Genomic DNA, 17230 nt, shown 5'->3' with positions numbered 1-17230 from the left:
GGCTTTTTCTTTTTAGCAGACGTTAGAAATCATTGTGGGAGCCGGGCTTGCCCGCGAATGCGATGGGTCAGGCAACTGATTTGTTGACTGATACACCGCATTCGCGGGCAAGCCCGCTCCCACAGGGACCTCCACCGGGTTCCGATAAGTGCACAAACACAAAAAAGCCCCCGCCAGCCGCAAAGCTGACGGGGGCTTTTCAGTTGTGGCGGGACCTACATCTCCACCTGCGTCCCCAACTCAATCACCCTATTCAGCGGCAGATTGAAGAACCGCAGGTTCCCGTTGGCATTCTTCAACATGAACGCAAACAGCGCTTCACGCCAACGGGCCATGCCTTCGAGTTTCGAGGCGATGACCGTTTCGCGGCTGAGGAAGTAGGTGGTGCGCATCGGGCTGAAGTCGAGGTCGTCCAGATGGCACAGCTTCAGTGCCTGCGGCACGTCCGGCTCGTCGGTGAAGCCGAAGTGCAGGATCACCCGGAAGAAGCCTTCGCCGTGGGCTTCGACTTCGAAGCGCCGGGATGGCGGGACGCGCGGGATGTCTTCGTAGACCACCGTCAGCAGCACCACTTGTTCGTGCAAGACCTGGTTGTGCAGCAGGTTGTGCAACAGAGCGTGCGGCACGGCGTCGGAACGGGCGGTGAGGAACACGGCGGTGCCCTGCACGCGGTGCGGCGGCTGGACGCGGATACTGCTGATGAAGATCGGCAGTGGCAGCGCGCCTTCGTCGAGGCGCTCGACCAGCAGTTGCTTGCCGCGTTTCCAGGTGGTCATCAGCACGAACAGCGCGATACCGGCGATCACCGGGAAGGCACCGCCCTGGACGATTTTCGGCACGTTGGCGGCGAAGTACAGGCCGTCCACCAGCAGGAAGCCGAGCAGCACCGGCACCGCCAGAATCGGTGGCCATTTCCACAGCAGCAACATCACTGCCGACACCAGGATCGTGGTCATCAGCATGGTGCCAGTCACCGCCACGCCGTAGGCCGAGGCCAGGGCACCGGAGGATTCGAAGCCGATCACCAGCAGAACCACGCCAACCATCAGCGACCAGTTAACGGCACCGATGTAGATCTGGCCCTGCTCATCGCTGGAGGTGTGCTGGATGTACATGCGCGGGATGTAACCGAGTTGGATCGCCTGACGGGTCAGGGAGAATGCGCCGGAAATTACCGCCTGGGAGGCGATCACCGTGGCCAGGGTCGACAGCCCCACCAGCGGAATCAGCGCCCAGCTCGGCGCCAGCAAGTAGAACGGGTTGCGCGCCGCTTCCGGGTTCTCCAGCAGCAAGGCGCCCTGACCGAAGTAGTTGAGCACCAGGGCCGGCAGGACCAGCAGGAACCACGCACGGGCAATCGGCTTGCGACCGAAGTGGCCCATGTCGGCGTAGAGGGCTTCGGCACCCGTCAGCGCCAGCACCACGGCGCCGAGGATCGCCACGCCCATGCCCGGATGGACGGTAAAGAACCGCACCGCCCACGCCGGATTCAGCGCGTGCAACACTTCCGGGGTGTGGCTGATGCCGTACACGCCGAGGGCACCGAGGACCAGGAACCAGGTGACCATGATCGGCCCGAAAAGGATGCCGATCCGCGCCGTACCATGTTTCTGGATCAGAAACAGACCCACCAGCACCACCAGCGAAAGCGGCACCACCCAGTGGTCGATGCCGTCGAAGGCCAGGCCCAGACCTTCAATGGCCGAAAGCACGGAAATCGCGGGGGTGATCATGCTGTCGCCATAAAACAGCGCAGCGCCGATCAGCCCGCAGACCACCAGCAGCGTGCGCAACCGCTTGCGCCCCGCCGCCGCCCGCCGCGCCAGCGCGGTGAGCGCCATGATCCCGCCTTCACCCTGGTTGTCGGCGCGCAGGACGAACATCATGTACTTGATTGAAACGACCCAGATCAGCGACCAGAAAATCAGCGACAGAATGCCGAGCACCCCGTCGTGATTGACAGGCACACCGTAAGCGCCGGAAAACACTTCTTTGAGGGTGTACAACGGGCTCGTGCCGATGTCGCCGTAAACTACCCCGACCGCCGCGACCAGCATGCTCAGCGGCTTGGTTGCCGAACCTTCGGCGCCCGCCGCGTGACTACTTGCCTGACCCATCCAACACTCCTGATTCCCAGACCGGCTTCTTATATGAAGCACTATGCTTTGTGTGCAGCATGCGCGTTTTTACGCCCTGTAACAGACGTTTTCTTGACTGTAAAAATTCAGTAAAGCGCAACGGCGCGAAGCATAGCGCAGCACTCGTCGTATTTCCCTGCATAAAGCTGGTCAAGTGCGCTGCTCGTCGCTAGAATTGCGCACTTTTTGATCAGAGGCGCACTTCAAGCGTCCGTCCGTCGGCTTCCGCCATCAGGCAAGCGACGTCACAAAACACCGAGGTTAGACATGTCCACCACTCCTGCGCCGGCCAATCCAAAGGTTGGCTTCGTTTCTCTGGGTTGCCCGAAAGCACTGGTCGACTCCGAGCGCATCCTGACCCAGCTGCGTATGGAAGGCTATGACGTGGTGTCCACCTATCAGGACGCCGACGTGGTCGTGGTCAACACCTGCGGCTTCATCGACTCGGCCAAGGCCGAATCCCTGGAAGTCATCGGCGAAGCGATCAAGGAAAACGGCAAGGTCATCGTGACCGGCTGCATGGGCGTGGAAGAAGGCAATATCCGTGACGTGCACCCTAGCGTGCTGGCCGTTACCGGTCCGCAGCAGTACGAGCAAGTGGTCAATGCCGTGCACGAAGTCGTGCCGCCGAAGCAGGATCACAACCCGCTGATCGACCTGGTGCCGCCGCAAGGCATCAAGCTGACCCCGCGCCACTACGCGTACCTGAAGATTTCCGAAGGCTGCAACCACAGCTGCAGCTTCTGCATCATCCCGTCGATGCGCGGCAAACTGGTCAGCCGTCCGGTCGGCGACGTGCTCGACGAAGCCCAGCGCCTGGTCAAATCCGGCGTGAAAGAACTGCTGGTGATTTCCCAGGACACCAGCGCCTACGGCGTTGACGTCAAATACCGCACCGGTTTCTGGAACGGCGCGCCAGTGAAAACCCGCATGACCGAACTGTGCGAAGCGCTGAGCACCCTCGGCGTCTGGGTCCGTCTGCACTACGTTTACCCGTACCCGCACGTCGACGAACTGATCCCGCTGATGGCCGCCGGCAAGATCCTTCCGTACCTGGACATCCCGTTCCAGCACGCCAGCCCGAAAGTCCTGAAGTCGATGAAACGCCCGGCGTTCGAAGACAAGACCCTGGCGCGGATCAAGAACTGGCGCGAAATCTGCCCGGACCTGATCATCCGTTCGACCTTCATCGTCGGCTTCCCTGGCGAAACCGAAGAAGACTTCCAGTACCTGCTGGACTGGCTGACCGAAGCCCAGCTCGACCGCGTCGGCTGCTTCCAGTACTCGCCGGTCGAAGGCGCACCAGCCAATGACCTGAACCTCGACATCGTTCCGGACGACGTCAAGCAGGATCGCTGGGAACGCTTCATGGCGCACCAGCAGGCCATCAGCTCGGCGCGCCTGCAAATGCGCATCGGCCGTGAAATCGAAGTGCTGGTGGATGAAGTCGACGAGCAAGGCGCGGTCGGCCGCTGCTTCTTCGATGCCCCGGAAATCGACGGCAACGTGTTCATCGACAACGGCAGCAACCTCAAGCCGGGCGACAAGGTCTGGTGCAAGGTGACCGACGCCGACGAATACGACCTCTGGGCCGAACAGATCTAAGCGCGAAAAATACAGAAAGCCCCGCTCTCTTTTACGAGATGCGGGGCTTTTTTACGGCTAGAGTTTGTGAGGGGAAGGACTCCCTCATCCATGACAAAGAGGCTATCGGGCATGCGTCACCACTCGGTCATCCACACGCCGAAACTCAGCGATTACCAGGAACTGACCCGGGTCTGGGAGGCCTCGGTCCGCGCGACTCATGATTTCCTGCCGGAATCCTACATCGAGCTGCTGAAGAATCTGGTACTGACCCGCTACCTCGATGCGGTGATGCTGATCTGCACCCGCGACAGCCACCAGCGCATCACCGGGTTCGCCGGGGTTGCGGCGGGCAAGATCGAAATGCTGTTCATCGACCCGGCCCATCGCGGCCAGGGCCTTGGCAAGAAACTGCTGAAGTACGCCATGGAACACCTGAACGCCGACGAACTGGACGTCAACGAACAGAACCCGCAGGCCCTGGGGTTTTACTTCAAGCAAGGTTTCGAGGTGATCGGCCGTTCGGAAGTCGATGGCATGGGCCAGCCGTATCCGTTGTTGCACATGCGTTTGCGCCAGAATCAGCAACGCTCGAACCATGCCTGACACACAACAAAACCACTGTGGGAGCGAACTTGCTCGCGAATGCGGTGCAACAGCCACTGCAGAAATAGACTGACAGGACGCCTTCGCGAGCAAGCTCGCTCCCACATTGAGTTCAGCACCTGTAAATGCAATCGGGCTTAACCGGCCCCAGGCAGGTACAATGCCCACCCCTTTTTTGTTACGGCCCCTGTCATGACTGACCCGATTCGCCTCTCCAAACGCCTCATCGAGCTGGTCGGTTGCTCCCGCCGGGAGGCCGAGCTGTTCATCGAAGGCGGCTGGGTCACCGTGGACGGCGAAGTCATCGACGAGCCGCAGTTCAAGGTCGGCGACCAGAAAGTCGAGCTCGACAAGGATGCCAAGGCCACCGCGCCGGAGCCGGTGACCCTCCTGCTCAACGTGCCGGCGGGCATGGATGTGGACAGCGCCATGCAGTCGCTGAACGCCGAAACCCTCAGCGAAGAACACCGCTACGGCAAGCGTCCGCTGCGCGGGCATTTCCTGCGCCTGACCGCCAGCGCCGACCTGCAACCCAAGGCCAGCGGCCTGCTGGTGTTCACCCAGGACTGGAAGGTGTTGCGCAAGCTCACCGCCGACGCGGCCAAGATCGAGCAGGAATACGTGGTCGAAGTTGAAGGCGACATGGTTGCCCACGGCCTCAATCGCTTGCAGCACGGCCTCACCCACAAGGGCAAGGAACTGCCGCCGGTCAAGGCCAGCTGGCAGAACGAAAACCGTCTGCGCTTCGCCATGAAGAACCCGCAGCCGGGAATCATTGCCCAGTTCTGTGAAGCGGTCGGCCTGAAGGTGATCGGCATCCGCCGCATCCGCATCGGCGGCGTGTCCATCGGCAAGGTGCCGGTCGGCCAATGGCGCTACCTCACCAGTAAAGAGAAATTTTAAGGCCAGAGGCCACCCTACATTTCCGGCATTGCGCCCGCGCGGTGCCCACAGCGAACAATCAGGATTGCACACATGGTTCACAACGACGTTCTGCGCAGCGTGCGCTACATGCTCGACATCAGCGACAAGAAAGTGGTCGAGATCATCAAACTAGGCGGCCTGGACGTCACGCTGGCTGATGTCGTGACGTACCTCGACAAGAAAGAAGAAGACGAAGAAGGTTTCGTACGCTGCCCGGACGAAGTCATCGCGCACTTTCTCGATGGTCTGGTGATCTTCAAGCGCGGCAAGGACGAAAGCCGTCCGCCGCTGCCGATCGAAGTGCCGGTGACCAACAACATCATCCTGAAAAAGCTGCGCGTGGCCTTCGAACTGAAGGAAGACGACATGCACGCGATCCTCAAGGCTGCCGAGTTCCCGGTGTCCAAGCCTGAGCTGAGCGCGCTGTTCCGCAAGGTCGGCCACACCAACTACCGTCCATGCGGCGATCAGTTGCTGCGCAATTTCCTCAAGGGCCTGACCCTGCGCGTTCGCGCTTGACCCATTCGATTACGGCGACTTCGGTCGCCGTTTTCATGCATGCCCCTCCATTCCCTCCAAAAATAGTGGCTCCGCTTTTCGCGGCCGGCGACTAGGGTGTACTGAACCCTAGCCCTCAGGATTCGCCATGCACCCGTACTTTTCCCTGCAAGGCCGCACCGCCCTGGTGACCGGCGGCACTCGCGGTATCGGCAAGATGATCGCCAAGGCCTTTGTCGAGGCCGGCGCCCGCGTGTACGTCTGCTCCCGCGATGCTGAAGCCTGTCATCAAACCGCTGAAGAACTCGGTGCTCTGGGCACGTGTCATGGCGTGGCGGCGAATCTGGCGACAGAAGAAGGCGTAAAAGAGCTGGCATCGCGACTGGGCGAACAGATCACTCATCTGGACATTCTGGTGAACAACGCCGGTACCACCTGGGGCGCGCCGCTGGAGAGCTACCCGGTCAAGGGCTGGGAGAAGGTCATGCAGCTCAACGTGACCTCAGTGTTCAGTTGCATCCAGCAATTTCTGCCGTTGCTGCGCCAATCCGGATCGGCGGCCAATCCGGCGCGGATCATCAACATTGGCTCGGTGGCGGGGATTTCTTCCTTCGGCGAACAGGCTTACGCCTACGGGCCGAGCAAGGCTGCCCTGCATCAACTGTCACGGATTCTGGCCCGGGAGCTGGTGAGTCAGCACATCAACGTCAATGTCATCGCGCCAGGGCGCTTCCCGAGCAAGATGACCCAGCACATCGGCAATGACCAGCAGGCGCTGGCCGAAGACACTGCGCTGATCCCGATGAAACGTTGGGGTCGCGAAGAGGAAATGGCGGCGCTGGCGATCAGCCTGGCGAGTACCGCCGGGGCCTACATGACCGGGAATATCATTCCGCTGGATGGCGGGTTCAGTCTCTGATATCGGCGGTGCGGCTATCGCTGGCAAGCCAGCTCCCACGGAGATCTCAATGTCAGCAGGATTTGTGTACACCACAAAACCTGTGGGAGCTGGCTTGCCGGCGATAGCGAAAGCCCTGCCACCACCAGACTTGGAGCCTGCCGGGTTATCATGCCCGCCCTGCTCCGCTTCGAATGCAAACCATGACTTACAGCGTCTCCCCCATCGGCTTCGTCCACTCCTGCTTCAAGGAGAAGTTCGCCATCCCGCGCCAGCCGCAACTGGCCCCCGCCGCCCGTGGCGTGCTGGAACTGGTGGCGCCGTTCGATCAGGGCGATGCGGTGCAGGGACTGGAGCAGGTCAGTCATGTCTGGCTGCTGTTCCTGTTCCATCAGGCGCTGGAAGAAAAGCCGCGCCTCAAGGTCCGCCCTCCGCGCCTGGGTGGCAACAAGTCCATGGGCGTGTTCGCCACCCGCGCCACCCATCGGCCGAACGGCATCGGCCAGTCAGTGGTGAAGCTGGACAAGGTCGAGGCCAATCGCCTGTTCATTTCCGGTATCGACCTGCTGGACGGCACGCCGATTCTCGATATCAAACCCTACGTGCCGTACGCCGACATCATCGCTGACGCCTCCAACCGCATCGCCAGTGCCGCGCCGCAATTGATCGACGTGCAGTGGACGGACGCAGCGCTGCAACAGGCGCACACGCACGCTCAGCGCCTGGTCGAGCCGCTGGTCGAGCTGATCGAGCAGTGCCTGGCCCAGGATCCGCGTCCGGCCTATCAGACGCCCGCGCCAGAGCGCGAATACGGCGCGCAGTTCTGGGATCTGGACGTGCGCTGGCATTACCCGACGCCCGAACAGATCCGCGTCCTGGAAGTGATCCCCGCCGCTGACTGAATTCCAAAAACGAAAAAGCCCGCGCTGCCTTCTCAGGCAACGCGGGCTTCTTTGTGTGGGAGCGAGCTTGCTCGCGAAGGCGGCGTATCAGTCAACACAACTGCTGAATGCTCCACCTTATTCGCGAGCAAGCTCGCCCCACAGATTTGAATGTGCTTACTTCTCGACGAACGCACGCTCGATCAGGTAGTCACCCGGTTCGCGCATCCGCGCCGAAATCTTCAGGCCGAAGCTGTCGAGCACTTCGCTGGTCTCGTCGAGCATGCTCGGGCTGCCGCAGATCATCGCGCGGTCGTCCTGCGGGTTGATCGGTGGCAGGCCGATGTCGCTGAACAGCTTGCCGCTGCGCATCAGGTCGGTCAGACGACCCTGATTCTCGAACGGCTCGCGAGTCACGGTCGGGTAGTAGATCAGCTTGTCACGCAGCGCCTCGCCGAAGAACTCGTTCTGCGGCAGGTGCTCGGTGATGAATTCGCGGTAGGCGACTTCGTTGACGTAACGAACACCGTGAACCAGGATCACTTTCTCGAAGCGCTCGTAGGTTTCCGGGTCCTGGATCACGCTCATGAACGGCGCCAGACCGGTGCCGGTGCTCAGCAGGTACAAGTGCTTGCCCGGGTTCAGGTCGTCCAGCACCAGGGTGCCGGTCGGTTTTTTCGAGATGATGATCTCGTCGCCTTCCTTCAGGTGCTGCAACTGGGAGGTCAGCGGACCGTCCTGCACCTTGATGCTGAAGAACTCGAGATGCTCTTCCCAGTTCGGGCTGGCGATCGAGTAAGCGCGCATAAGCGGGCGGCCGTTTGGCTGTTGCAGGCCGATCATCACGAACTGACCGTTCTCGAAGCGCAGGCCCGGATCGCGGGTGCACTTGAAGCTGAACAGAGTGTCGTTCCAGTGATGAACACTGAGGACACGCTCGTGGTTCATGTTGCTCATGTACGTGGGACTCCTGGAGATTGATCTGCGCCTGCCCGGCTCGTGTTGAAGAATGCCGACGGTGCGCAATTGCATCGCATTCTAATAGCGCCGACAATATCTGTTAACTGGATTATTAAGATAAGGGTTATCGGTTATATCGATATGCGATTTACTCTTCGTCAACTGCAAGTCTTCGTCGCTGTCGCTCAGCAGGAAAGCGTGTCCCGTGCTGCGGGCCTGCTCAACCTGTCGCAATCGGCTGCCAGCACGTCCATCACCGAACTGGAGCGCCAGTCCAGCTGCCAGCTGTTCGATCGCGCCGGAAAACGGCTGAGCCTCAACGCCCTCGGCAAACAGTTGTTGCCGCAAGCGGTGGCCATGCTCGATCAGGCCAAGGAAATCGAAGACCTGCTCAACGGCAAATCCGGTTTCGGCTCGCTGTCGGTAGGCGCGACCCTGACCATCGGCAATTACCTGGCGACCCTGCTGATCGGCGGTTTCATGCAGCGCCACCCCGAAAGCCAAGTGAAGCTGCATGTGCAGAACACTGCCAATATCGTGCAACAGGTGGCTCATTACGAAATTGATCTGGGTCTAATCGAAGGCGATTGCAGCCATCCGGACATCGAAGTGCAGAGCTGGGTCGAGGATGAGCTGGTGGTGTTCTGCGCCCCGCAGCATCCCTTGGCCAAGCGCGGCAGCGCGACCATGGAGGAACTGACCCATGAAGCGTGGATTTTGCGGGAACAGGGTTCGGGTACGCGCCTGACGTTCGATCAGGCGATGCGTCATCACCGCAGCGCGCTGAACATCCGACTGGAGCTTGAACACACCGAAGCGATCAAGCGCGCGGTGGAATCAGGTCTTGGGATTGGCTGCATCTCACGCCTGGCGCTGCGCGACGCCTTCCGGCGCGGCAGCCTGGTGCCGGTGGAGACACCGGATCTGGATCTGGCGCGGCAGTTCTACTTCATCTGGCACAAGCAGAAGTACCAGACCTCCGCCATGCGCGAATTCCTCGACCTGTGCCGCGCCTTCACCGCCGGGGTGCAGCGCAGCGACGAGATCGTTCTGCCGAGCATCGCTTAAAGCAGAATCACCGCCCACACCAGGGCGATCATGCTCAGTGCCACGAATTGCGCGGCACTCCCCATGTCCTTGGCGTTCTTGGACAGCGGGTGCAACTCCAGCGAGATGCGGTCAATGGCCGCCTCCACCGCCGAATTCAACAGCTCGACGATCAGCGCCAGCAGGCACACGGCGATCAGCAGCGCCTGCTCGACCCGGCTGACATTGAGGAAAAACGTCAGCGGAATCAGCACCACGTTGAGCAGCACGAGTTGGCGGAAAGCGGCTTCACCAGTAAAGGCGGCGCGCAAGCCGTCCAGCGAGTAACCGGAAGCGTTGAGGATGCGTTTCAGGCCCGTCTGGCCCTTGAAAGGTGACATAAAGTAGATAACCGACCGAAAAGAAGTGGGGAAGCTAGATCAACCAAAGTCAAAAAAGCGTGAAGACGCCAGCGCTTACTGGCTCGGAATTGACTCAAGTTGTTGCAGCAGTAAAGCTGCCTGGGTCCGGGTCCGCACGTTCAACTTGCGAAAAATCGCCGTGACGTGGGCCTTGATGGTCGCTTCGGACACGCTCAGCTCGTAGGCGATCTGCTTGTTCAGCAAACCTTCGCAGACCATGGTCAACACGCGGAACTGCTGCGGCGTCAGGCTGGCGAGGCCATCGCTGGCGGCTTTGGCTTCATCCGAAACGCTGACCGCTTCGAACGCCTGAGGCGGCCAGAACACGTCGCCGTCCAGCACTTTGCGCACCGCTTCCTGAATCACGCTCAGGTCGCTGGACTTGGGAATGAAGCCACTGGCGCCGAATTCCCGGGACTTGACCATCACCGAGGCTTCTTCCTGGGCCGAAACCATCACCACCGGAATCTGCGGGTACTGACCGCGCAGCATCACCAGCCCGGAAAACCCGAAAGCGCCCGGCATGTTCAGGTCCAGCAGCACCAGATCCCAGTCAGCCTTTTCGGTCAGGCGGGCTTCCAGTTCGGCGATGCTCGCCACCTCCACCATGCGTACATCCGGGCCAAGGCCCATCGTCACCGCTTGATGCAGTGCGCTACGAAAAAGAGGGTGATCATCGGCAATCAGGATGTCGTATGTGGCCATTTTTCAAATGATCCTGTTTTTGATGGCCGGCCCGCGCATTCGGACCTTGCCAAAGCAACTCAAGACACCGCCCGGCAGCGGCATCCACAGGGGCACGTTCAACGCCAATCACGAGCAAAAACGGCGTTTCAAACCTTGGCCGCACCCCAATCGGCGCCAAGCATGACCAGCGAAGCCTAGGTGGTCAAGCCGCACGACCACTGCTTTAGCAGTATGGGCCAGGATCAGGCCGGTACTGGCGCCGCGTTTCGGATATAGGGCAGCAATTCGGCGTGGGCCGGCGTCGACACATTGACGTCCAGTTGCTGCTTGGCCCCCAGGTAATGCTGGCTGAACACATCGAAATAGGCATCCAGTGCCGACGCGGCGTCCGAATCACCGGCCAGTTCCAGGCACAGCGCCGCCACTTCAGCGGTGCACAGGTGCTCGCTGCGGGTCGAGCGGCGCAGGCGATAACGCGAGAGTTTGTCGGGCAACAGGCTCAGGATCGGCAACCGGTCAAAATACGGGCTCTTGCGGAAAATCTTCCGCGCTTCGGTCCAGGTCGCGTCCAGCAGGATGAACAGCGGACGCTTGCTGTTATCGAGATCCACGGTGTTGGTCACGCGCGAAGGTTCGACGTACTCGCCGGGGAACACCAGATACGGCTGCCATTGCGGGTCGTTCAGCAGCGCCAGCAGTTGCTCGTCGGGCTCGGTCCGCGACCAGATGAAGGCATGGTTGTCGCGCACAATGTCGGCGATCAGCCAACCGGTGTTGCTGGGTTTGAACACTTCCTTGCCAGTCATGATCAGGCAAACGCCCGAGCGCGTATCGACAGTTGGCCGCCAGGCGCACAGGCAATGGCTGATGATTACCCGGCAATCACGGCAGCGCGGGGAGCGAAAGCCACGGGCCTGAATCGGCTTGATGCCTTCGTCCTCGCGCTGATCGCGCAGGCGGGCCACGGCGTTGGGGGCATGATTCATCGCAGGGGGCACCGGCAGACAGGGAAACTCGACACGAACGACACTCGGCAGGGCAATAAAGGCCGGCAGTTTACCAGAGCGACGGGCACAAGCCTGTACCCTCCCGACCGGCTCCCCTATAATTCGCCGCCACTGAACGCACAGTCACGTGGCTGGTCGAACCACCAGTCACTGAACCAGGAGAGTTTCATGCTGCGCCTTATCGTTCCCACCGCTGCCATTCTGCTGGCCTCGTCCTTCAGCGCTCAGGCTGCATCCCTGAGTGAGCAGAATCTGAACCGAGAGCTGCGCAATGTCGCCGCACAAAGCAGCGTCGGCACGCCACGGGCGATCAACGAAGACATTCTTGATCAGGGCTACACCGTCGAAGGCACCACGCTGGTCAATCACCTGAGCGTGCAAAAGAGCCACGCCGACAAAATGCGCGCCGATCCCAAAGCCGTGTATTTCCAGCTGGGCGCCTCGGTCTGCAACAACCCGTCGTACCGCAAGCTGATGGCCAAGGGCGCGATCATGCGTTACGACTTCACCGAAGTGAAAAGCAACAAGGCAATCGGCTCCGCCAGCTACCAGGAATCGGATTGCCCGAAAGCGGCTCCAGCCAAGAAGAAGTAATCATCGCGATGTAGCGCGCCGCTGTTCATCATCGGCGCGCAGTTCGGCCAGCAAGGCCTGCAAGTAACGGGAGCGGCGATCCCCTCCCGCCAGGCGTCGGCAGCACTCCTCTTCGAGACTTACATGATTGGTCTCGGCCGATGCTTTCAACAACCGATACAGCTGCGTATCGATCTCCAGAATCACTCTGGTCATGTGCCCTGCCTCCTTGCCACCCGCAAATCCTTGAATAGCGTGCACCTTGCGTACGGTCGCTGACGCTAAGTTGTCGTACGGCGCCTTTAACTTAGTAAATCAGAGCATTCAGCCCTCGACGTGGCATCGGACGAGCGGTGAAAACACTTCGCAAAGCAACAATAAGCAGTTGCCAGGAAAGACTTTGCGGCGCAATGCTCAATGAGCGAAAAATGCTTTGAGGGTCTAGATTCAACGTATTCCCGTTCATTTTATTAGCGGCAGGAAAGGAGCTGCCGGACGTTTGTTTTTTTGCAGCGCGGCACTGACGCCGCACGTCAGGGCCGAAAGCTCTGTGCAGAAGGAGAAGTTGCATGCCTTACCAACCGAATGACCTGCTCAGCCGTCATTTTCAGGAAAGCGGCCACGACCTCATCAGCAAGGTCGAAGAACAACTCAACCTGGTTTCTCCCAACAGCCCGAACACTCCCATCTACCGCGATATGATCCTGACCGTGCTGCGCATGGCCCAGGAAGACCACAACCGCTGGAACGCCAAGATCACCCTGCAAGCCCTGCGCGAACTGGAGCAGGCCTTTCGCACCCTTGAACAGTTCAAGGGGCGACGCAAGGTGACGGTATTCGGTTCGGCCCGTACACCAGTCGAACATCCCCTTTACGCCATGGCTCGTGAACTCGGGGCGTCGCTGGCTCGGTCGAACATGATGGTCATCACCGGTGCCGGCGGCGGAATCATGGCCGCCGCCCATGAAGGTGCCGGCCGCGATCACAGCCTGGGGTTCAACATCACCCTGCCCTTCGAACAACATGCCAACCCTACCGTGGACGGTACCGGCAACCTGCTGCCGTTCCATTTCTTCTTCACTCGCAAGCTGTTCTTCGTCAAGGAAGCCGATGCGCTTGTGCTGTGCCCCGGTGGGTTCGGCACCCTGGACGAAGCACTCGAAGTGCTGACATTGATTCAGACTGGCAAAAGTCCGTTGGTGCCGGTGGTGCTGCTGGACGCACCGGGCGGGACGTTCTGGCAAGGCGCGCTGGACTTCATCCGCCAGCAACTGGAAGAAAACCGCTACATCCTGCCGACCGATCTGAAGCTGATCCGCCTGGTCTATAACGTTGAAGAGGCGGTAGAGCAGATCAACCAGTTCTACGGCAACTTCCACTCAAGCCGCTGGCTCAAGCGCCAGTTTGTCATCCGTATGAACCACAAGCTGAGCGATCAGGCCCTGGACCATATGCAGGAAGCGTTTGCCGATCTGTGCCTGAGCGACCAGTTCCATCAACACGCCTACAGCGGCGAAGAACACGACGAGGCCCAATTCAGCCACCTCACGCGCCTGGCTTTCGCCTTCAACGCCCGGGATCACGGACGTCTGCGTGAGCTGGTGGACTACATCAACCTGCCGGAAAACTGGGCCCAGTCAAAACCCCAAACCGCGCAACGCAACCGCGAACCGTCGAAGGTAACGTGAAGGCAAAAAAAAACGGCCCGCTATCGAAATAGCGGGCCGTTTTTTTATTTTTTGATTGAAGCTGGAGCGATTTAATCGTCCATCCCTCTGCCGCTGAACAAGCGGTTGATCATCTCCATCGAGAATCCCCGGTACGCCAGGAATCGACCTTGTCTGGCGCGTTCCTTGGCATCGCCGGGAAGCTGTCCGGAGAACTTCCGTTGCCAAGTGTCCGTTAGCTGCTCCTGCCAGTTGATACCGCTCTCACGCAAGGCGAGTTCGATATCGGCGCGTTGCAAACCGCGCTGGCCCAGTTCTTCACGAATCCGCAGTGGGCCGTAACCGGAGCGGGCGCGATAGGAAACAAAGCTTTCAAGATAACGGGCTTCGGAAAGCAGCCCTTCTTCCGTCAAACGGTCGAGGGCTGTTTCGATCATCTCGGGGGGAGCGCCACGCTGACGCAGTTTGCGCGTCAGCTCGACTCGACCATGCTCGCGGCGTGCGAGCAGGTCCATGGCGGTTCGCCGCACCGCGACGAGGGTATCGAGTACGGCGGTTGTCATCGGTGCAATCAGATGTCAGCGTCAGCCAGGTCGTCTTCGGTCTCTTTGACCGCAGAAGCCTTGGAGTCAGCGATCACAGCTGGCGACAGCAGCTTGTCACGCAGTTGCTTCTCGAGCTTGGCCGCGACTTCCGGGTTGTCCGCCAGGAATTTGGCCGAGTTGGCCTTGCCCTGACCGATCTTGGTGCCTTCATAGGCATACCAGGCGCCGGACTTCTCGACGAAACCGTGCAGCACGCCCAGGTCAATCATCTCGCCGTTCAGGTAGATACCCTTGCCGTAGAGAATCTGGAACTCGGCCTGACGGAACGGCGAAGCCACCTTGTTCTTCACAACCTTGACGCGGGTTTCGCTGCCGACCACTTCGTCGCCTTCCTTCACCGCGCCGGTACGGCGGATGTCGAGACGGACCGAGGCGTAGAACTTGAGCGCGTTACCACCGGTGGTGGTTTCCGGGCTGCCGAACATCACGCCGATCTTCATGCGGATCTGGTTGATGAAGATCACCAGGCAGTTGGCGTTCTTGATGTTACCGGTGATTTTACGCAGCGCCTGGGACATCAGACGGGCTTGCAGGCCCACGTGCATGTCACCCATTTCGCCTTCGATTTCAGCCTTTGGCACCAGGGCGGCCACGGAGTCGACGATGATCACGTCAACGGCGTTGGAGCGCACCAGCATGTCGGTGATTTCGAGGGCCTGTTCGCCGGTGTCCGGCTGGGAAACCAGCAGGTCGTCGACGTTGACGCCCAGCTTGCCGGCGTACTCAGGGTCGAGGGCGTGTTCGGCGTCGACGAAGGCGCAGGTCGCACCGGCTTTTTGAGCCTGGGCGATCACGGACAGCGTCAGTGTGGTTTTACCGGAAGATTCAGGACCGTAGATTTCAACGATACGGCCTTTTGGCAGGCCGCCGATGCCGAGTGCGATGTCCAGACCCAGAGAGCCGGTGGAAATGGCCGGGATCGCCTGACGGTCCTGATCGCCCATACGCATTACGGCACCCTTGCCGAATTGACGTTCGATCTGACCCAGGGCCGCAGCCAAGGCTTTCTTCTTGTTGTCGTCCATTAAAGTCCTCACGTAATCAATAAGGCCTGACGGCCAACACCTGTATAAGTAGCCAGTATTATTCCACAGCGTTCACGGATCGCCTACCCCTGATTTTCGATTTCTCGTGCCGCTAGTCGCAGCAAGCCCTCTAGCGCGGCCTTCACCGTTTGTCGGCGGACTTCGTCACGGTTGCCGGGGAAGTGCTGGACCTCGCTGGAAACCATGTCGCCCACGCCCCAGGCCAGCCACACCGTGCCTACCGGTTTGTTCGGCGAACCACCGTCCGGCCCGGCCACGCCGCTGACCGCCACGGCAAACCGCGCCAGGCTTTTGTCCTGGGCGCCACGCACCATGGCCTCGACCACTTCGCGACTGACTGCGCCCACGGTGCCGAACAGCTCCGTCGGTACATTCAACTGCTGGGTTTTCTGGCGGTTGGAGTAGGTCACGTAACCCGCCTCGAACCACGCCGAACTCCCCGGAATGCGGGTAATGGCTTCGGCAATCCCGCCACCGGTACAGGACTCGGCCGTCGTGACGTGGGCGTTGAGCAACTGCAGACGTCGGCCAAGTTCGGCCGCCAGTTGAGTGATTTCTTTCACGGCGCGCTCCGGATCGGATGGAATGGGTACCACCGTACACGAGCCGGTTGCGCTTTCAATACACAAGCTTATTCAAAATGTGCAGGCGCCAGCGCTCTGATATAGGCCTGGCAGGCCTGCAAGGCAATCAGTCCGCGGTCGCCTTCACCGGTGATGGCGACAATTCGTCGAGCATGCGCCGGGTCAAGTCGGGCGCGTACGGCTGCATGATCCACGCCGCCGGCGCCGGTGGTGGCTGGCACACCGCAGCCTTGGGCAGCGTCACCTGCGTCGATGAGGACTGACAGGCGCAGATCAGCAGTGGCAAGGCGATCGCGCAGGCGATCCTGATCACGTTGGGCATCGTTCAGTGCTCGGTAATGGGTTTGTTCGCTGGCCGTGAGCCGTTGCTCCAGGGCCAGACGCTTGTCCTGCTCGGTCTGTTGTGCAGTGGCGGCCGTCAGGGTCAATTGATTGAGGGTTTCGGCATGCAACCGCGCCTGTTCGGCCAGTTGGCGGCCGTAGCGCCAGTCCTGGAACTGCCAGGCCAGTGCCGCCGAACCCGCAGCCAGCAGCACCAGGCCGATCAGCCGCCAAACGCTCATACCGAAGGCAGGCATAGCACCGCCCTCGCCCGCCCCCAAAGCTCCAGCCGGTCCTGCAAGCCGTTCAACCCGCCGTTGATCCGCCGGATAATGCTGTTGAACTGGTCCTGATCGGCCAGTTCATTCAGGCCGTTCTGCGCCCAGAACCATGCGGCGGACTCGGCCGCCCATTGCGGTTGTTCCAGCAGTTCCGGCAGCGCCAGCAAGCGCTCATCGCCGAACAGGCCGAGGCTGCACTGGCGATAGTTGCTGCGGCCGGTGATCTGGATCAGCCCGCGCCCGCGATACTTCTGCCCGTCGCCATCGGCCTCGGGCGTATTGCCCAGACGCAGAGCCAGCGTACCGGTGTCGTACTTGCTCAGGTATTGGTTGTTGCCCAGTTCACGCACGTACTGCAACTGCCCCGATTCGTGTCCGATCTGGGCGAGAAACGCGGCCACGCGTTTAGGTGTGTCGATGCGGTGGCGCGCCATGGCATCGTTGAGTGCAGAAACAAAAACGCCCGCTTGGCGGCGGGCGTTGGGCATGATGTTGAGTAGGTTGTCTTCAGTAATTTGCATA

The 17230-nt window shown here is 60.5% G+C and carries 21 protein-coding genes; 10 read left to right on the top strand and 11 right to left on the bottom strand.

All coding sequences use genetic code 11. The annotated features are described in order from the left end of the window. Nucleotides 1–215 precede the first annotated feature (215 nt). Nucleotides 216–2057 (bottom strand): potassium transporter Kup, encoded by a 1842-nt coding sequence (locus tag IHQ43_RS06325; RefSeq protein WP_425220301.1) that lies wholly within the window; start codon nt 2055–2057, stop codon nt 216–218. 348 nt (nt 2058–2405) lie between these two features. On the opposite strand from IHQ43_RS06325, the gene rimO reads away from it, so the two are divergent. From rimO to tsaA, 6 genes are all read left to right on the top strand, one after another. Further along, nucleotides 2406–3743: a 30S ribosomal protein S12 methylthiotransferase RimO gene (gene rimO, locus IHQ43_RS06320; protein WP_007954955.1), complete on the top strand. Its 1338-nt coding sequence runs from the start codon at nt 2406–2408 to the stop codon at nt 3741–3743. Between the two features lie 111 nt (nt 3744–3854). After that, nucleotides 3855–4328, top strand: coding sequence for a GNAT family N-acetyltransferase (locus IHQ43_RS06315; RefSeq protein ID WP_085605315.1), 474 nt, complete (start codon nt 3855–3857; stop codon nt 4326–4328). 192 nt (nt 4329–4520) lie between these two features. Then, nucleotides 4521–5231, top strand: a complete 711-nt coding sequence (locus tag IHQ43_RS06310) for an rRNA pseudouridine synthase (protein ID WP_192563755.1) — start codon at nt 4521–4523, stop codon at nt 5229–5231. A 72-nt stretch (nt 5232–5303) separates the two neighbouring features. After that, on the top strand, nt 5304–5771 hold the full coding sequence (locus IHQ43_RS06305) for a YehS family protein (protein WP_039771308.1): 468 nt from the start codon (nt 5304–5306) through the stop codon (nt 5769–5771). 127 nt (nt 5772–5898) lie between these two features. Further along, complete coding sequence (locus IHQ43_RS06300; RefSeq protein ID WP_192563754.1) at nt 5899–6669, top strand: SDR family oxidoreductase; 771 nt, start codon at nt 5899–5901, stop codon at nt 6667–6669. 182 nt (nt 6670–6851) lie between these two features. Then, complete coding sequence (gene tsaA, locus IHQ43_RS06295; protein WP_192563753.1) at nt 6852–7550, top strand: tRNA (N6-threonylcarbamoyladenosine(37)-N6)-methyltransferase TrmO; 699 nt, start codon at nt 6852–6854, stop codon at nt 7548–7550. Between the two features lie 156 nt (nt 7551–7706). Here tsaA and fpr read toward each other — a convergent pair whose 3' ends face one another. Further along, nucleotides 7707–8486 (bottom strand): ferredoxin-NADP reductase, encoded by a 780-nt coding sequence (gene fpr / locus IHQ43_RS06290; RefSeq protein WP_007908723.1) that lies wholly within the window; start codon nt 8484–8486, stop codon nt 7707–7709. A gap of 144 nt (nt 8487–8630) precedes the next feature. Between fpr and IHQ43_RS06285 the strand changes: the two genes are divergently transcribed. Beyond that, on the top strand, nt 8631–9557 hold the full coding sequence (locus IHQ43_RS06285; protein WP_007954941.1) for a LysR family transcriptional regulator: 927 nt from the start codon (nt 8631–8633) through the stop codon (nt 9555–9557). Here IHQ43_RS06285 and IHQ43_RS06280 read toward each other — a convergent pair. Both IHQ43_RS06280 and erdR read right to left on the bottom strand, forming a co-directional pair. Then, on the bottom strand, nt 9554–9916 hold the full coding sequence (locus IHQ43_RS06280) for a diacylglycerol kinase (RefSeq protein ID WP_003222276.1): 363 nt from the start codon (nt 9914–9916) through the stop codon (nt 9554–9556). The two genes, IHQ43_RS06285 and IHQ43_RS06280, sit on opposite strands and share 4 nt — an antisense overlap. Before the next feature lie 75 nt (nt 9917–9991). Beyond that, complete coding sequence (erdR, locus tag IHQ43_RS06275; protein WP_085647827.1) at nt 9992–10642, bottom strand: response regulator transcription factor ErdR; 651 nt, start codon at nt 10640–10642, stop codon at nt 9992–9994. On the opposite strand from erdR, the gene IHQ43_RS06270 reads away from it, so the two are divergent. Then, complete coding sequence (locus IHQ43_RS06270; protein ID WP_192563752.1) at nt 10635–10808, top strand: hypothetical protein; 174 nt, start codon at nt 10635–10637, stop codon at nt 10806–10808. The two genes, erdR and IHQ43_RS06270, sit on opposite strands and share 8 nt — an antisense overlap. 58 nt (nt 10809–10866) lie before the next feature. On the opposite strand, the gene IHQ43_RS06265 is transcribed toward IHQ43_RS06270, so the two are convergent. Continuing rightward, a complete protein-coding gene (locus IHQ43_RS06265; protein WP_192563751.1) occupies nt 10867–11610 on the bottom strand; it encodes a tRNA-uridine aminocarboxypropyltransferase in 744 nt (247 codons plus the stop codon). A 189-nt stretch (nt 11611–11799) separates the two neighbouring features. On the opposite strand from IHQ43_RS06265, the gene IHQ43_RS06260 reads away from it, so the two are divergent. Then, nucleotides 11800–12225: a PA3611 family quorum-sensing-regulated virulence factor gene (locus tag IHQ43_RS06260; RefSeq protein ID WP_064593873.1), complete on the top strand. Its 426-nt coding sequence runs from the start codon at nt 11800–11802 to the stop codon at nt 12223–12225. On the opposite strand, the gene IHQ43_RS06255 is transcribed toward IHQ43_RS06260, so the two are convergent. Next, nucleotides 12226–12420 (bottom strand): hypothetical protein, encoded by a 195-nt coding sequence (locus tag IHQ43_RS06255; protein ID WP_192563750.1) that lies wholly within the window; start codon nt 12418–12420, stop codon nt 12226–12228. A 353-nt stretch (nt 12421–12773) separates the two neighbouring features. On the opposite strand from IHQ43_RS06255, the gene IHQ43_RS06250 reads away from it, so the two are divergent. Beyond that, nucleotides 12774–13892: an LOG family protein gene (locus IHQ43_RS06250; protein WP_192563749.1), complete on the top strand. Its 1119-nt coding sequence runs from the start codon at nt 12774–12776 to the stop codon at nt 13890–13892. Between the two features lie 71 nt (nt 13893–13963). Here IHQ43_RS06250 and recX read toward each other — a convergent pair whose 3' ends face one another. The 5 genes from recX to IHQ43_RS06225 all read right to left on the bottom strand — a co-directional run bounded on the left by recX (nt 13964) and on the right by IHQ43_RS06225 (nt 17229). Next, nucleotides 13964–14434, bottom strand: coding sequence for a recombination regulator RecX (recX, locus tag IHQ43_RS06245; RefSeq protein ID WP_085697383.1), 471 nt, complete (start codon nt 14432–14434; stop codon nt 13964–13966). Nucleotides 14435–14442: 8 nt separating this feature from the next. After that, nucleotides 14443–15501 (bottom strand): recombinase RecA, encoded by a 1059-nt coding sequence (gene recA / locus IHQ43_RS06240; RefSeq protein WP_003222269.1) that lies wholly within the window; start codon nt 15499–15501, stop codon nt 14443–14445. 83 nt (nt 15502–15584) lie between these two features. Beyond that, nucleotides 15585–16085 carry a CinA family protein gene (locus IHQ43_RS06235; protein WP_192563748.1) on the bottom strand — a complete coding sequence of 167 codons (501 nt, stop codon included), beginning with the start codon at nt 16083–16085 and terminating at the stop codon, nt 15585–15587. 68 nt (nt 16086–16153) lie between these two features. After that, nucleotides 16154–16684: a lysis system i-spanin subunit Rz gene (locus IHQ43_RS06230; protein ID WP_244142246.1), complete on the bottom strand. Its 531-nt coding sequence runs from the start codon at nt 16682–16684 to the stop codon at nt 16154–16156. Next, nucleotides 16666–17229, bottom strand: a complete 564-nt coding sequence (locus IHQ43_RS06225; RefSeq protein ID WP_192563747.1) for a glycoside hydrolase family 19 protein — start codon at nt 17227–17229, stop codon at nt 16666–16668. The genes IHQ43_RS06230 and IHQ43_RS06225 overlap by 19 nt, the downstream gene beginning before the upstream one ends. Nucleotide 17230: the final 1 nt, after the last annotated feature.

Origin of the sequence: Pseudomonas gozinkensis (genome assembly GCF_014863585.1) — a bacterium.
Classification (GTDB): Bacteria; Pseudomonadota; Gammaproteobacteria; order Pseudomonadales; family Pseudomonadaceae; genus Aquipseudomonas; species Aquipseudomonas gozinkensis.
Note: the sequence above shows the minus strand (reverse complement) of the source record. Positions and strands in the feature narration are given on the sequence as shown.

What these genes read in the sequence shown, in the direction of transcription:
- IHQ43_RS06325 (WP_425220301.1), bottom strand. Translation starts at nt 2,057, where the DNA reads ATGCTGGTCGCGGCGGTCGGGGTAGTTTACGGCGACATCGGCACGAGC.
- rimO (WP_007954955.1), top strand. Translation starts at nt 2,406, where the DNA reads ATGTCCACCACTCCTGCGCCGGCCAATCCAAAGGTTGGCTTCGTTTCT.
- IHQ43_RS06315 (WP_085605315.1), top strand. Translation starts at nt 3,855, where the DNA reads ATGCGTCACCACTCGGTCATCCACACGCCGAAACTCAGCGATTACCAG.
- IHQ43_RS06310 (WP_192563755.1), top strand. Translation starts at nt 4,521, where the DNA reads ATGACTGACCCGATTCGCCTCTCCAAACGCCTCATCGAGCTGGTCGGT.
- IHQ43_RS06305 (WP_039771308.1), top strand. Translation starts at nt 5,304, where the DNA reads ATGGTTCACAACGACGTTCTGCGCAGCGTGCGCTACATGCTCGACATC.
- IHQ43_RS06300 (WP_192563754.1), top strand. Translation starts at nt 5,899, where the DNA reads ATGCACCCGTACTTTTCCCTGCAAGGCCGCACCGCCCTGGTGACCGGC.
- tsaA (WP_192563753.1), top strand. Translation starts at nt 6,852, where the DNA reads ATGACTTACAGCGTCTCCCCCATCGGCTTCGTCCACTCCTGCTTCAAG.
- fpr (WP_007908723.1), bottom strand. Translation starts at nt 8,486, where the DNA reads ATGAGCAACATGAACCACGAGCGTGTCCTCAGTGTTCATCACTGGAAC.
- IHQ43_RS06285 (WP_007954941.1), top strand. Translation starts at nt 8,631, where the DNA reads ATGCGATTTACTCTTCGTCAACTGCAAGTCTTCGTCGCTGTCGCTCAG.
- IHQ43_RS06280 (WP_003222276.1), bottom strand. Translation starts at nt 9,916, where the DNA reads ATGTCACCTTTCAAGGGCCAGACGGGCCTGAAACGCATCCTCAACGCT.
- erdR (WP_085647827.1), bottom strand. Translation starts at nt 10,642, where the DNA reads ATGGCCACATACGACATCCTGATTGCCGATGATCACCCTCTTTTTCGT.
- IHQ43_RS06265 (WP_192563751.1), bottom strand. Translation starts at nt 11,610, where the DNA reads ATGAATCATGCCCCCAACGCCGTGGCCCGCCTGCGCGATCAGCGCGAG.
- IHQ43_RS06260 (WP_064593873.1), top strand. Translation starts at nt 11,800, where the DNA reads ATGCTGCGCCTTATCGTTCCCACCGCTGCCATTCTGCTGGCCTCGTCC.
- IHQ43_RS06255 (WP_192563750.1), bottom strand. Translation starts at nt 12,420, where the DNA reads ATGACCAGAGTGATTCTGGAGATCGATACGCAGCTGTATCGGTTGTTG.
- IHQ43_RS06250 (WP_192563749.1), top strand. Translation starts at nt 12,774, where the DNA reads ATGCCTTACCAACCGAATGACCTGCTCAGCCGTCATTTTCAGGAAAGC.
- recX (WP_085697383.1), bottom strand. Translation starts at nt 14,434, where the DNA reads ATGACAACCGCCGTACTCGATACCCTCGTCGCGGTGCGGCGAACCGCC.
- recA (WP_003222269.1), bottom strand. Translation starts at nt 15,501, where the DNA reads ATGGACGACAACAAGAAGAAAGCCTTGGCTGCGGCCCTGGGTCAGATC.
- IHQ43_RS06230 (WP_244142246.1), bottom strand. Translation starts at nt 16,684, where the DNA reads ATGCCTGCCTTCGGTATGAGCGTTTGGCGGCTGATCGGCCTGGTGCTG.
- IHQ43_RS06225 (WP_192563747.1), bottom strand. Translation starts at nt 17,229, where the DNA reads ATGCAAATTACTGAAGACAACCTACTCAACATCATGCCCAACGCCCGC.